14 protein-coding genes are annotated in these 14,469 nt (G+C 58.3%); 11 read left to right on the top strand and 3 right to left on the bottom strand.

Translation table 11 applies throughout. From position 1 onward, the window contains the following. The first annotated feature begins 1 nt into the window (after position 1). The 8 genes from GS646_RS15170 (at position 2) to rarD (ending at position 10,000) form a co-directional block, all read left to right on the top strand. A complete protein-coding gene (locus GS646_RS15170) occupies positions 2–382 on the top strand; it encodes a GFA family protein (protein WP_171188666.1) in 381 nt (126 codons plus the stop codon). A 16-nt stretch (positions 383–398) separates the two neighbouring features. After that, complete coding sequence (locus GS646_RS15165) at positions 399–2,846, top strand: FAD-dependent oxidoreductase (RefSeq protein ID WP_171188667.1); 2,448 nt, start codon at positions 399–401, stop codon at positions 2,844–2,846. An 18-nt stretch (positions 2,847–2,864) separates the two neighbouring features. Then, positions 2,865–3,341: a cupin domain-containing protein gene (locus GS646_RS15160; RefSeq protein WP_171188668.1), complete on the top strand. Its 477-nt coding sequence runs from the start codon at positions 2,865–2,867 to the stop codon at positions 3,339–3,341. A gap of 1 nt (position 3,342) precedes the next feature. Next, positions 3,343–4,395, top strand: coding sequence for an alcohol dehydrogenase family protein (locus tag GS646_RS15155; RefSeq protein ID WP_171188669.1), 1,053 nt, complete (start codon positions 3,343–3,345; stop codon positions 4,393–4,395). An 11-nt stretch (positions 4,396–4,406) separates the two neighbouring features. Beyond that, a complete protein-coding gene (locus GS646_RS15150; protein ID WP_171648386.1) occupies positions 4,407–5,300 on the top strand; it encodes a homocysteine S-methyltransferase family protein in 894 nt (297 codons plus the stop codon). Positions 5,301–5,308: 8 nt separating this feature from the next. Further along, the gene (locus tag GS646_RS15145) at positions 5,309–6,286 is read left to right on the top strand and encodes a GlxA family transcriptional regulator (RefSeq protein ID WP_171188672.1); all 978 of its coding nucleotides are present in this window, start codon (positions 5,309–5,311) and stop codon (positions 6,284–6,286) included. Between the two features lie 90 nt (positions 6,287–6,376). Next, positions 6,377–8,830, top strand: coding sequence for an FAD-dependent oxidoreductase (locus GS646_RS15140; RefSeq protein WP_171648388.1), 2,454 nt, complete (start codon positions 6,377–6,379; stop codon positions 8,828–8,830). Positions 8,831–9,094: 264 nt separating this feature from the next. Continuing rightward, positions 9,095–10,000: an EamA family transporter RarD gene (rarD, locus tag GS646_RS15135; protein ID WP_171188676.1), complete on the top strand. Its 906-nt coding sequence runs from the start codon at positions 9,095–9,097 to the stop codon at positions 9,998–10,000. Here rarD and GS646_RS15130 read toward each other — a convergent pair. Then, on the bottom strand, positions 9,991–10,701 hold the full coding sequence (locus GS646_RS15130) for an SGNH/GDSL hydrolase family protein (RefSeq protein ID WP_171188678.1): 711 nt from the start codon (positions 10,699–10,701) through the stop codon (positions 9,991–9,993). The genes rarD and GS646_RS15130 overlap by 10 nt on opposite strands. Positions 10,702–10,703: 2 nt before the next feature. After that, positions 10,704–11,114, bottom strand: coding sequence for a nuclear transport factor 2 family protein (locus GS646_RS15125; RefSeq protein ID WP_171188680.1), 411 nt, complete (start codon positions 11,112–11,114; stop codon positions 10,704–10,706). 92 nt (positions 11,115–11,206) lie between these two features. Here GS646_RS15125 and GS646_RS15120 point away from each other — a divergent pair, with 92 nt between their 5' ends. The 3 genes from GS646_RS15120 to GS646_RS15110 all read left to right on the top strand — a co-directional run bounded on the left by GS646_RS15120 (position 11,207) and on the right by GS646_RS15110 (position 13,335). Further along, on the top strand, positions 11,207–11,854 hold the full coding sequence (locus GS646_RS15120; protein WP_171188681.1) for an RluA family pseudouridine synthase: 648 nt from the start codon (positions 11,207–11,209) through the stop codon (positions 11,852–11,854). 134 nt (positions 11,855–11,988) lie between these two features. Then, positions 11,989–12,660, top strand: coding sequence for an OmpA family protein (locus GS646_RS15115; RefSeq protein ID WP_171188683.1), 672 nt, complete (start codon positions 11,989–11,991; stop codon positions 12,658–12,660). A 132-nt stretch (positions 12,661–12,792) separates the two neighbouring features. After that, positions 12,793–13,335: an NADPH-dependent FMN reductase gene (locus tag GS646_RS15110; RefSeq protein ID WP_171188685.1), complete on the top strand. Its 543-nt coding sequence runs from the start codon at positions 12,793–12,795 to the stop codon at positions 13,333–13,335. A gap of 92 nt (positions 13,336–13,427) precedes the next feature. Here GS646_RS15110 and GS646_RS15105 read toward each other — a convergent pair whose 3' ends face one another. Then, positions 13,428–14,462 (bottom strand): FAD-binding oxidoreductase, encoded by a 1,035-nt coding sequence (locus GS646_RS15105; RefSeq protein WP_171648390.1) that lies wholly within the window; start codon positions 14,460–14,462, stop codon positions 13,428–13,430. Between the last annotated feature and the right edge of the window lie 7 nt (positions 14,463–14,469).

Genomic DNA, 14,469 nt, shown 5'->3' with positions numbered 1-14,469 from the left:
TATGCACACGGGTTCCTGCCTGTGCGGCGCGGTCGCGTTTACCATCGACGGAGAGCTGTCGCCGCCCTCGGCATGCCATTGCGGCCAGTGCCGCAAGCAGTCGGGCCACATCTGGTCCTCGACCTCGACCCATGAGGACAACCTGAGCTTTACCGCCAGCGACACGCTGCGTTGGTTCCGTGCGTCAGATACCGCGCGGCGTGGCTTTTGCAGTGTATGTGGCTCTTTCCTGTTCTGGCAGCACAATGCCGAAGACACGATTTCGATTTCCATGGGTGCGCTCAGCGAACCTACGGGCCTGAAACTCTCAAAGCACATCTTTGTCGCTGACAAAGGTGACTACTACGACATCTCAGACGATCTGCCCCAGCGGGCACAGTAACAGAGGATCAAAACACATGAGTGATTTTCCAACCAAAGCCCGTGTTGTCATCATCGGTGGCGGCGTCGTGGGCTGCTCGTCCCTTTATCATCTGGCCAAGAAGGGCTGGACCGACTGCGTTCTGCTGGAAAAGAACGAGCTGACTGCTGGCTCGACTTGGCACGCGGCGGGCAACGTGCCGACCTTCTCGACCTCATGGGCGATCATGAACATGCAGCGCTACTCGACCGAGCTGTATTCGCGCTTGGCCGAAGAAGTTGACTATCCGATGAACTACCACGTTTCGGGTTCCATTCGTCTGGCGCATAGCAAAGAGCGGATGCAAGAGTTCGAGCGCGCCATGTCCATGGGCCGCTATCAGGGCATCCCGATGGAGATGTGGACCCCGGAACAGGCCAAGGAGCATTATCCGTTCCTTGAGACGCATGACCTTGAGGGCGTGTTGTACGATCCGACCGATGGCGATATCGACCCGGCGCAGCTGACGCAGGCGTTGGCCAAAGGCGCGCGCGATCTGGGCCAGAAGATCATCCGTTTCTGCCCGGCCACCGATGTGACACAGCATGACGATGGCAGCTGGACCGTGCATACGGAAAAGGGCGACATCGCCTGTGACTATGTGGTGAACGCCGCCGGCTACTATGCGCAGCGCGTGGGCGAGATGTTCAAGCCATTCGGCGGCCGCACCGTTCCCGCGATGGTCATGAGCCATCAATACCTGCTGACCGACGAGGTGCCCGAGGTTGAGGCGTGGTCGAAAGAGCATGGCGGCAAGCTGCCGCTGCTGCGCGACGTCGATGTCTCCTACTATCTGCGGCAAGAGAAGAACGGCTTCAACCTCGGCCCCTATGAGCCCAACTGCAAGGGCCACTGGATGACCGAAGACGATCCGATGCCCGAGGATTTCAGCTTCCAGCTTTGGAATGACGATCTGGACCGGATTGAGGATATCGTCACCGACGCCATGGAGCGGGTGCCGCTGATGGCAACCTCGGGCGTTGGACGTGTAATCAACGGTCCGATCCCCTACGCGCCTGATGGCCTGCCGCTGATCGGTCCGATGCCCGGTGTGAAAAACGCTTTTGAGGCACACAGTTTTACCTTTGGCATCGCGCAGGGCGGTGGCGCGGGCAAGGTGCTGGCGGAATGGATCGTTGACGGCGCGACCGAATGGGATATGTGGGCCGTCGATCCACGCCGCTACACCGATTACACCGATCAGGACTATTGCAACCAGAAAGGCATGGAAGTCTACGGCAACGAATACGCCATGCATTTCCCGCACCACGAATGGCCTGCCGCGCGTGACAAAAAGCTGTCGCCGGTTCATGATAAGGTCAAAGCGCTGGGCGGCGTGATGGGCGTTTACAACGGTTGGGAACGCGCCAACTGGTTCGCGCAGCCGGGTGATGACACCACGCTTGAGGCAACGCATACCTGGGGCCGTTCCGGCCCCTGGGAGCAGCGGATCAAAGAAGAATGCGAGGCGGTGCGCGACCATTGCGGCGTGCTTGACCTGCCAGGGTTCTCGCGTTTCATGGTCAAAGGCGAAGGCGCTGCCGAGGCACTGCGTGGCCTAGTAGCTGGTGGATTGCCTAAAGTGGGCCGTATCAATCTGGTCTACATCTCGGATGACCGCGGCCGCATCCTGACAGAGATGTCCTGTCTGCGCCTGGGCGAAGATGAATTCGTCATGATCACTGCCGCGACCGCGCAATGGCATGACCGGGATATTCTGGTGAATGCAATGCCCGCCAGCGTATCGGTTGAGGACGTCACCACAACCCGCGACACACTGATCGTCACCGGCCCGAAATCGCGTGAGATCCTGTCGGGTTTGACCGACGCCGATCTGTCCTCGGGCTGGCTGACCCATCAGGCCGCAACCGTGGCTGGCCAACCGGCCCACCTGATCCGCGTTTCTTTTGCTGGTGAGTTGGGGTGGGAAGTACACGCACTCAACGCGGATATGCCTGCGATCTACGACGCGATCCTCGGTGCAGGGGCCAAGCCGTTCGGCATGTACGCCCTGAACTCGCTGCGCATCGAGAAAGGTTACCGCGCGTGGAAAGGCGACTTGTCGACCGATTACTCGCTGCTCGAAGGGGGGCTGGAGCGGTTCGTCAAACTGGACAAGCCGCAGGACTTCCCCGGCAAGGCCGCGATCCTGAGCGAGAAGCAGCAAGGCGTGAAGAAGTCGTTCGTCACCCTGACTGTTGAGGCTGGTGATTGCGACGCGCCTTACATGTCCTGCATCTGGCAGGGCGATGAGATCGTCGGTGAGACGACGTCGGGTGCATGGGGGTACCGTGTCGGCAAATCCATCGCTCTGGGCATGATCAAGGCTGAGCTTGCGAACCCGGGTACCGAGCTTGAGGTCGAAATCTACGGCCAAAAGTGCCGCGCTGTGGTAGAGCAGGATCAACCGCTTTGGGATCCCGAGAACGAGCGGTTGCGCGCTTAACCTCTTGCGGAGACCGCCATGAGCAAACGATACGCCAAACTGGGGCCCGGCGAGGGCCCCAACTATGACTGGGAAAACGATCATACCTTCGTGAAGGTGTCAGGTCAGGACACAGACGGCGCATACACGCTTATGGAAGACAACTTGAAGGCCAGCTTTGCGCTTGGCCTTCATCGCCATGATACGCACGCCGAAACCTTCTATTTTCTGGAAGGTGAAGTTGACTTCTATGTCGACGGCGACTGGCATCGATGCGGGCAGGGCACCACGATGCATGTGCCACCCGGAGTACCGCACGCGTGCCGCGTTGCAGGTGATGCGCCAGCCAAGATGCTCATGATCTTTCAGCCCTCGGGGTTTGATGGGTTCCTTGCTGAACTTGCAAAGATGACCGAGGCAGACTTTGCGGACGAGGCCAAGATGGCCGAGGTCAATGCGCGCTACGACATTGTTCCCATGGGTCCTGTCCCGCCGCATCCGGATGATGAGGTCTGAGATGGCTATTCCAAAAACCATGTCTGGTGTCTATCTGACGGGTCACGGTGGACCCGAAGTCTTGGAGTGGCGCGAAGATATTCCGGTGCCAAAGCCCGGTCCCGGGCAGGTCCTTGTTCGGGTTGCCGCTGCCGGTGTGAACAACACTGATATCAATACGCGGGTTGGCTGGTATTCGTCGGATGTGACCGGCGCTACGGATGCTGTGGATCAGGACGTCGAAGCCGGCGGGTGGGGTGGCGCCCTACGTTTCCCACGCATTCAGGGTGGGGATCTGTGCGGCATCATCGAGGCAGTGGGCGATAGGGTCCATTTCAGTCCAGGCCAACGCGTGACCTGCCCGATCAACCTGCCGCGTCCGCGTCCCGGTCAGCCTCAGGGCTTTATTGCATTGGGGTCCGAGATCGACGGGGCGTTTGCCCAATACTGTCTGGTAGAGGCGGATGACCTGTACGACGTCAGCGCATCCCCTTTGTCCGACGTTGAAATTGCAGCCATCCCCTGCGCATTTGGGACCGCTGAAAACCTGCTGACCCGCGCAGGGGTCACATCAGGCCAAAAGGTCCTGATCACTGGCGCGTCTGGTGGTGTTGGGATGGCCGCTGTGCAGCTTGCTGCGTTGCGTGGGGCCACTGTCTGGGGCGTGACGGGGTCCGCAAAGGCTGAGGTCGTGAAATCCCAGGGTGCGGCAGGAACCTTCGAGCGTGATGAACCGTTGCCGCATGACATGTTCGACGTGGTGATTGATGTGGTTGGTGGGCCCGCGTGGGCATCGTTGATCCTGTCGCTGAAACCCGGTGGGCATTACGCCGTATCAGGCGCAATTGCCGGCCCGATGGTGCAGGCGGATCTTAGGGATATCTACTTGCGCGACATAACCATTCATGGCTGTACGCATCAGACACCCGAAGTATTTGGCCGCCTTGTCGAATTGATGAATGCCGGGCGCATCCGGCCATTGATCTCGCGCACCTATCCGTTAAGGGACATCGCACTGGCGCAATCGGATTTTCAATCCAAGACCTTTCCGGGCAAGCTGGTGCTGATCCCCTGAGGAGCAATGACATGACAGATATCACCCTCTTGGATGGTTCAATCGGCCAGGAATTGGTCAAACGCAGCGGGGATACGCCAACAGCGCTTTGGTCAACTCGGGTCATGATTGATCGCCCCGAGCTGGTGCGCGAAGTACACGAAGAGTATTTCAGGTGCGGCGCGACAATAGCGACAACGAATACCTATGCGGTTCACCGGTCCCGATTGCGGTTCGAAGACATCGAAGATCAGTTGGAACCCCTCGTTGATGCGGCCTTGTCACAAGCACAAGCCGCGTGCATTGGAACAAAGGGGCGCGTCGCGGGTTCTCTGGGGCCTTTGTTGGCCACATACAGGCCCGACCTGAAGCCCGACCCAATCGATGCGGGCGAAAAATTTGCGGAACTGGTAAGCCTTATGGCGGATCGGGTGGATCTGTTTCTCATCGAGACGGTGTCCTCTGTGCTTGAAGCCGAAGGCGCGCTGCGGGGAACATCGGGATGTGGCAAGCCGGTTTGGTTGTCTCTTTCAGTCAACGATGACGACGGCACCCGTCTCAGGTCGGGTGAGCCCCTGGCGGACATAGCGCCGTTGGTCAAAACGTACGCGCCGGATGCGCTGTTGATCAATTGCTCGCGCCCCGAAGCGATCCCAGCAGCGTTGGACATCCTGTCCAGCATGTCCTTGCCATTTGGGGCCTATGCAAATGGGTTCACGCATATCTCGGCCGGGTTTCTTGAAGATGCGCCAACAGTTGATGCGCTGGAACAACGCCATGATCTTGGGCCCCATGCATACGCGGATCGCGTCATGGCATGGATTGATCAGGGGGCAACGATTGTCGGCGGATGCTGTGAAATCGGACCGGAGCACATCGAAACGCTCGCCACCCGGTTGCGGGCAGCCGGACACAACATCGTCTGAGCACGAAGATGACAGGTGAGACGGCGCAAAAAGGCTTGAAGCAAACGATCCGGCATTTCGACATTCTTGTCGCGCCGGGGTTTGTGTTGCTTGAACTCGCCTCGCTTGTGGATGTTCTGCGGGTGGCAAACCGGGTCTGTGCCTCGCCGCCTTTCACCTATACCTACCGGTCTTTGCGCGGTGGCGATATTGCCAGCAGCAGTGACGCTTTTGTTTCGACCTCAACGGTACCATCGCAACCTACGGCTGACTATTTGTTCGTCATCGGCAACACGGACCCGGATCAGCCAGACCTGTCGTTGGGCCGTATTGTGTCGGACTATACTTTCCGTGGCGCACAGGTCTTTTTGCTGTCTGAAGCGGCCAGTCGTTACATAAAAGAACAGGGCACGGAAGATTTGGCAACCCATTGGGAAAATGCCTCGTTCCTGCGTGAACGCGGTGCCCGGTTCGAGGCGAAGCTTTTGATCGCGACCGAGATCGGACCCGTAGTGACCTGTGCCGGTATGAGCGCCACGGCAGACATTGCACTGTCGGTTATCGGGCGACACATCTCGGGGCCAGCCAAAATGACGGTCGCCGATATCATGCTGCATGAGCAGATTCGCGATTTCTCATCCATGCAGCCGTTTTCCGGGGCAAAAACCACAGCCACCGGCGACGCCAAGCTGGATCAGTGCATTAAGCTGATGCAAGAGAATATCGAGGAACCCTTGCCAATCCGCCAGATTGTCGAGGACTTGAACCTGTCAAATCGGTCACTGGAACGTAAGTTCAAATCCTTCTTCGGCACAACTCCCAACGGGTTCTATCGCGAAATGCGTTTGGCCAAGGCCAATAACCTTCTGATGAACACAACAATGAGCGTACGCGAGATTGGGATGGCTTGCGGATTTCCCAACGGGTTTTCATCTGTTTACAAAAGCTTTTTCGGGGTCACGCCATTTGTCATGAGACGGGACAGGCGTCAGACCACACAAAGATGATTTTCTCTGACATCGTGACGCTTTTGATGCATTTCTTGTCGATCCTTCGTGGCATTCTGCCCCAAACCAAACACTAGCGGAGTCGTCACAATGGTTGATCTTCCCAGCAAGGCCCGAGTGGTCATTATTGGCGGCGGCGTCATCGGATGCTCGGTCGCCTATCACCTGACCAAAAAGGGCTGGAAAGATGTCGTGCTGCTTGAACGTAAACAGCTGACCAGTGGCACAACCTGGCACGCGGCCGGTCTGATCGCGCAGTTGCGGGCCACAGCAAACATGACCAAGCTGGCGAAGTACAGCCAGGAGCTTTACGGTTCTTTGGAAGAAGAAACCGGTGTTGCCACCGGGTTCAAACGCTGCGGTTCTATCACCGTCGCCCTGACCGAAGAGCGCAAGGAAGAGATCTACCGTCAGGCGGCCATGGCCCGCGCCTTTGGCGTTGAGGTCGACGAAATTTCAAATGAGCGGGTGCAAGAACTGTACCCACACATCAATCTCGACGGTATCAAAGGGGCCGTTTACCTGCCGCTGGACGGGCAGGGCGATCCCGCCAATATCGCTCTGGCGCTGGCTAAGGGTGCGCGCCAGCGCGGCGCTGTTGTGAAGGAACGGGTTAAAGTCACAGACATCGTCAAGCAGGGCCGTACTGTCACCGGGGTGGATTGGGTCGCGGATGACGGCAGTGCCTCGGGCCACATCGAATGCGACATGGTGGTGAACTGCGCCGGGATGTGGGGTCATGAGGTTGGCCGCATGGCGGGCACCAACGTGCCGCTTCATGCGTGCGAGCATTTCTATATCGTGACCGAAAATATCGATGGTCTGACCCAACTGCCAGTGCTGCGCGTGCCTGACGAATGCGCGTATTACAAAGAAGATGCAGGTAAAATCCTGCTGGGTGCGTTCGAATCCAACGCTAAACCCTGGGCAATGGACGGCATCCCGGACACGTTCGAATTCGATCAACTCCCCGAAGATTTCGATCATTTTGAGCCGATCCTCGAAGCCGCATGTGAACGGATGCCGATGCTGGCCGAAGCCGGTATTCACACTTTCTTCAACGGCCCGGAATCGTTCACTCCGGACGACGCTTACCATCTGGGTCTGGCGCCTGAGATGGATAATGTATGGGTCGCCGCCGGGTTCAATTCGATCGGCATCCAATCCGCCGGTGGTGCGGGCATGGCGCTGGCTGAATGGATGGACACAGGCGAGAAACCCTTTGACCTTGGCGACGTAGACGTCAGCCGGATGCAGCCGTTTCAGGGTAACAAAAAGTACCTCTTCGAACGCTCGAAAGAGACGCTGGGGCTGCTCTATGCAGACCACTTCCCCTATCGCCAAAAAGCCACTGCGCGCGGCGTGCGCCGGACGCCGTTCCACCACCACCTTCTGGAACAGGGGGCCGTCATGGGCGAGCTGGCCGGCTGGGAACGCGCCAACTGGTTCGCGAATGAAGGACAGGAACGGGAATACCAGTACAGCTGGAAGCGCCAGAACTGGATCGAAAACTCGGCTGCTGAACACCGCGCGGTGCGCGAGAATGTCGGCATGTATGACATGTCGTCTTTCGGCAAGATCCGAGTCGAAGGTCCCGATGCCGAGAAGTTCATGAATTATATCGGCGGCGGCGACTACTCGGTACCTACTGGCAAGATCGTCTACACGCAGTTTCTGAACCGCACAGGCGGGATTGAGGCGGACGTCACCGTTACGCGCCAGACCGAAACCGCTTATCTGGTTGTGACCCCCGCTGCGACCCGTCTGGCAGATCAAACATGGATGATGCGCAACGCGGGCAATTTCAATGTGGTGATCACGGATGTCACGGCGGGTGAAGGTGTTCTGGCTGTCATGGGGCCCAACTCGCGCGCTTTGCTCGAGAAAGTATCGCCCAACGATTTCACCAACGCGGCCAACCCCTTCGGCACTGCGCAGGAGATCGAGATCGGTATGGGCCTGGCGCGTGCTCATCGCGTCACCTATGTGGGCGAGCTTGGATGGGAGATCTATGTCTCTGCGGACATGGCAGGCCATGTATTCGAAACCTTCCTTGAGGCCGGGCAGGATATGGGGCTGAAGCTGTGCGGTATGCACATGATGGACAGCTGCAGGATCGAAAAAGGCTTTCGCCATTTTGGCCATGACATCACCTGCGAGGATCACGTGGTTGATGCGGGCTTGGGCTTTGCCGTCAAGGTCGACAAAGGCAGCGACTTCATAGGACGGGAAGCGGTGATTGCGCGCAAGGAAAGCGGCCCTAAAAACCGGCTGGTGCAGTTCAAGTTGACTGACGCTGAGCCGTTGCTGTTCCACAACGAGCCGATTGTCCGCGATGGCGAATATGTGGGTTACCTGAGTTCAGGCAACTATGGCCACACGTTGGGCGGTGCCATTGGTCTGGGCTATGTCCCGTGCGAAGGCGAAAAGGCTGCGGACGTTCTGGCATCTTCTTACGAGATCGATGTCTGTGGGGTGAAGGTTAAAGCGGAAGCTTCGCTCAAGCCGATGTACGACCCGAAATCAGAGCGTGTGAAAGTCTGACATGCGAGAGGGGGGCTCTGCCCCCGCCGCCCGTTCCGGGCGACTCCCCCGAGGTATTTAGGGCCAGATGAATGAGGGATCCCTTGTTCATCTGGCTAAAATACCTCGGAGCGCGAGGCAGCGCCTCGCTGCGCCAACATGAGTTTCAACGCGGCATCCGAGATCGACCCATCACTATTCGTTATGTGTTACTTCAACGTTTTCAGAGTTTTCAAGCTGATGTGAACTGCCGTAAATGTGTCCGGTATCAACCGGAGATTTGCTGTGGCCGACACGCCCATTCCCTCTCAGAATTCCGACACACCTAAGGGTCTGGCGCTGGCGGTAACCGCATATGTCCTTTGGGGATTTTTGCCGCTCTACCTGAAAGCGCTGGACCATATTGGCCCAGTCGAAGTCGTGGCCCATCGCATCATCTGGTCTGTTCCGGTGGCCGGGTTGTTGTTGGTCATTTTGGGGCGCACTCGCGACCTCAAGGCAGCGCTCGGAAATCCGAAGATGCTGGGAATGGCGGCTTTGACAGCTGCTTTGATTACTGTGAACTGGGCGATTTATGTTTGGGCGATCTCAACCGGTCATGCTTTGGATGCCGCGCTTGGATATTACATCAACCCGCTGTTCAGCATTGCACTTGGCGCGATTTTGCTGCGTGAGCCACTGACACGCATGCAGCTGATTGCCGTGGGTCTGGCCTCATTAGGTGTTTTGGTTCTGGTGTTTGAGGCCGGCCGTTTGCCATGGGCTGCGCTTGGCCTGATGGTCAGTTGGGGGTTCTATGCGTTTTTCAAACGATCCCTGCCAATCGGACCAAATCAAGGGTTCCTGCTTGAGGTGCTGATCCTTTTGATCCCGGCTTTGGTCTACGTCACATTTTTGGGCGTGCAGGGTACGGGGCACTTTGGCGTGGGACTGTCAGATACTTTGCTGTTGTCCTGCGCCGGAGTCGTGACGGCTGTGCCTCTGCTGGTTTATGCAAACGGGGCCAAGTTGGTTCGGTTGTCAACGATGGGTATCCTGCAATACATCGCACCAACCATGATTTTCGTGACAGCAATCACTGTGTTTGGCGAAAAGATCGACACCGGTCGGATGATCGCTTTCCCGCTGATCTGGGCGGCGTTGATTGTTTATTCGATCCCGATGATCCGGCAAACGCGGGCTCAGGCCTGACGCAACAGCTGTGCCGCGGCATCTGCCCAAAGGGCGTAGGCGTGTGGACTGGGATGATAGCCGTCCGGGGCAGCAAGCGCCGGGTCATCCGGCAGATCGAGTTTCAGATGCCGGACATGGGGGTAGGCCGACACAACCTGCTGCAGCGCCTGATCCAGCCGGGCCGCCTGACGGCCGAGGACCCAGGCCAAAGGATGGGACAAGGCTGGGAACCTGTTCATCTGTGGAACGCCGGTTACGACAATGCGTCGTGCTCCCAGATCGTTGGACAGAGCAGTGATAAGCTGCGTTTGGCGGTATGCAAATTGTCGGGATGTAACGGCACGGGTCACATCATTGACGCCTAAGGCCGTGACAACTGCGTCGAACTCCCCCTGCAGGCTTTTCAGGCGGTAGAGTGTGTCCAGTGTTGTGTGCCCCGTGGTTGCTTCCAATTGCCACTCGACCGAATAATGTTTGGCCAGCCGGTCAACCAGCTGCCCTGACAGAGCCTGCGCTTGGGTTCCGGCCCCAACACCAGCCGCCGAGCTGTCGCCACAGATGAGCAGGCGCAGGCGTGGTCCGCGACCTGATCGGCCATTCCGCGGGCCCGTCGGCTCTGGCAACATCTGAGCGTTGCGCCGGACTGAAAGCCCCTGCGCTGCCAGAACCGGCAGCAGGGGAATGCGCAGGACCTGATCGGCTGCAATCAAACCGCGCATGGTCAGCTCAGGGCGTCTTTGAACTTGAGAAACCGTGCATCGGTCATCACGCGCGCCATCATCGCCTCTCGTAGTGCACCCACTGTCTTATAGGGGCGCATCGCGACCTCGAAGGTTTGAATCAAACCGTCGTCGTTTAGCGTGATCAGATCCACCCCGATCCCGTCAAGATCCCCGACCTTGCACTGGAATTCCAACGCCCAGTCTTTTCCCTCGCCCATGATGCGGCGATAGCGGAAGTCTGAAAACACCTGACCAACATGTCCCAGAACGGCGGCCACCGGCGCGCGCCCGGTCCAGGTGCTGTAGTAGGTTGGCGGCAGGAACCGGACATCCTCGGCCAGAAGCGCGTGGATCAGGGCTTCATCGCCGTTGGCGACAACCTCTTGCATTCGTTCGATGGTCGGGTGCATGTCGTTTCCTCCTGTGTCGAAGGTCTCTGAACATTGCCCAACAGGCAAGGACGACGTTGCGGGAGGGGGCGGGCTGCGATAGGCAGGCCCGCATGAGTGAGACCTATGACCCCCCTCAAACCCCGCTGGATGTCTTGCACGAAGACGCGCAGTTGATCGTGGTGAACAAACCGTCTGGCCTGCTTTCGGTGCCAGGGCGTGGTGAACATCTGGCGGATTGTCTTCTGACGCGGGTGCAGGCTGCGTTTCCTCAGGCATTGCTGGTGCATCGGCTGGACCGGGATACATCCGGTGTCATGGTTTTTGCCCAAACGCCCCATGCACAGCGCAATCTGAGTGTGCAGTTCGAACAGCGTCAGACGCGCAAAACCTACGTCGCTCGTGTCTGGGGGCGCTTGGAGCCAAAGACCGGCACAGTGGACCTGCCTTTGATTGTGGACTGGCCCAACCGGCCCCGACAAATGGTCTGCAAAGACACCGGAAAGCCCGCGCTCACCGATTGGCGCGTTGTAAAACATGAGGGCGACACAACGCGAGTGCGCCTGTTTCCCAAAACCGGACGGTCTCATCAGTTGCGGGTTCATATGCAGGCGTTGGGTCATCCAATTCTGGGCGACCCGTTTTATGCAACAGGTCCGGCGGCGGATTTTCCAAGGCTGATGCTGCATTCGGAAGAACTGCGCCTGAAACACCCAGAAGGCGGGGTTTCGATGAAATTTCGTGCCGGGGCCGATTTTTGACGAATTCGCATCCCAGTTGGCGGCTAATTGCCGATCTCACTGGATTGTTGCTTGAGACCCAACACCCTGGCCGTGATATACTGAGGAAAACCAAACGCACCTGACAAACGGGTGTTGGAGCAGAAGGTGATGTCATGACGATTTCCAAGTTTATTCTGGCCACGGGGCTGAGTTCAGTCCTTGTTCTTTCGGCCTGTACAGATCCCGGCACATTGTCGGCGCAAAGCGATCCGAACCAGAACGCCAAACAGGGTGCCGTTTTGGGGGGTCTTGTCGGGGCGGGCATTGGCGCGATCGCCAATAACTCGAACCCGGGTCTGGGCGCGTTGGCAGGGGCCGCAATTGGCGCAGCCGGTGGTGGCCTGATCGGCAACCAGTTGGACAAACAGGCGGCTGAGCTGCGTCAGCAATTGGCAAATGACGGAATCACCATCGTCAATGCGGGTGATCGTCTGATCGTGACGGTCCCAAATGATATTACCTTTGACACTGACAGCTCGACCGTGCGCCCGGGATTGCGGTCCGATCTGGTGAAAGTGGGCCAGAATCTGGTCAATTACCCCAACTCGAACGTGCAGATCATTGGTCACACGGACAGCGACGGTGACGCGGGTTACAATCAAGGGCTGTCTGAGCGTCGCGCAAACGCAGTTGCGGATATCCTGCAGGCCAATGGTGTCAGCTTTAATCGCATCACGACAATTGGTCAGGGCGAAAACAATCCCGTCGCCTCGAACCTGACACCGGAAGGCAAGGCTCAGAACCGACGGGTTGAAATCGTTGTTGTGCCCAGTGGAAACGCGTAACGCGGATTAAGCATTATGCACGGGGTCGCCATTGGCGGCCCCGTTTGCGCATTGACTGTGCGTCAAATGGGGTTTGGAACAGATCAAACTCGGGCTAGTTTTCAGAAAATCACTGAAACGGAGTCCCCCTAGATGTCTCAACCCACACTCCTCGGCTTGTCTGGATCCCTGCGTCAGGATGCAACCAACCGCAAGCTTTTGCGGGAAGCGGCCCGGTTGTTTGCTTCGGCCAACTTTGTCGAAGCAGACCTGAACCTGCCCCTTTATGACGGAGATCTGGAAGAGGGTGAGGGCGTTCCGGCAGCGGTGCAGTCTTTGGCGGACCAAATCGCACAGTCAGATGCGGTTATCATCTCGACGCCGGAATACAACAAAGGTCCATCGGGCGTTTTGAAGAACGCGCTGGATTGGGTCAGCCGCACACAGGGCAATCCGTGGGCCGACAAACCGGTTGCCGTTATGTCGGCGGCGGCAGGTCGCGCTGGCGGTGAGCGCGCGCAGATGATCCTGCGGTCGTTTATGGTGCCCTTCCAGCCGCGCATTCTGCAGGGGCCTGAAATCCATCTGGCAGACAGTTCGAACGCGTTCGACGAACACGGAAAACTGACCTCTGACCGGTATGAAAAGTCACTGCATAAACTGATGCAGAAACTGCGGGCCGAGGCCGGTTTTTGAAACTGGCCCGCGTATTAGGCATGGCACGTTCGGGCTGACGAGCCTCAAAGGATGGTGTTGGGTCTATGCGCCCATCTCGTAGAGCGCATCGATTACAATGAGGCGTCGGGCCGGAAATCTTCGGGAATTTCATCCCGGCCTTCCAACATCAGATCAGCCATGACCTCGGCGATCTTGGGGGCCATGCCAAAACCGATTTTGAAACCTCCATTGGCGATAAACTGACCCTTGTGCAGTGGATGCGCACCTAACATTGGTGCGCGGCTTTTGCTGCGGGGGCGGACACCGGCCCAGCGCTCTATTACCTCGGCCCCGTGCAGCAGCGGCAGGGCGCGCGTTGCGCGATCGATCACATCGTCCAGAGCGCTGTCTGTGCTGGTCGGATCGTCATATTCCCGTTCCGACGTTGACCCGATGGCAAGTGTTCCGTCCGCGTGGGGTACGATATGTATCACATCGGCAAAGAGCTGAGGGACCTCTCCGGCGTCAAAGCGCAACAGGGCAGCTTGCCCTTTGACGCCGTTTCCGACGGTCTTGCCATAGGCATCGTTGAGCTCTTGTAACCCGGCAAGGCCAGTTGCGTGCACAACCTGTCCTTGGTTTTCAGCGTTATTGACAACGTGAACGCCCATAACCTCAAGGGCGGCCACAAGCGCAGCGCAGGCTCGTCGAGGGTGCATCCGCGCGGTCAGAGTATCCCGGATGACAAATCCGGTGGGGCTGGGCGGACACCATGTACCAGCCTGTGCGGTGGTGATCACGCGCCATTCGGCTTGACCTTGCCAAAGTTTATCTGCCGTACCTTCGCGCTGCCGCGCCAGGTCAAGGCTGCGGGCATCCGGGATGGGCTGAAGGCGACCCAACCGACCATAACCGGGGGAAACGCCGCCGGTTTCTTCGATTTGCCGCCAAAAAGGTTCAGCCATGATCAGACTGTCGAACTGAAAGGCTTTCTTGGCGTTCCAGTTTTCCGGCACATGCGGGGCCAATGCACCGACCAGACCGCCGCTGGACCCGGCACCGGGCCCGAACGGATCGACAACCTGCACCTTTGCGCCGCGTCGGGCACAGACCCACGCGATGGACAGGCCGAAAATCCCTGCGCCGCGCACCGTCACATCGACCATTGCCAAT

The organism is Ruegeria sp. HKCCD4315 (assembly GCF_013112245.1).
GTDB lineage: Bacteria > Pseudomonadota > Alphaproteobacteria > Rhodobacterales > Rhodobacteraceae > Ruegeria.
The sequence above is the reverse complement of the archived record's forward strand: the minus strand, read 5'-3'. Positions and strand labels throughout refer to the sequence as shown.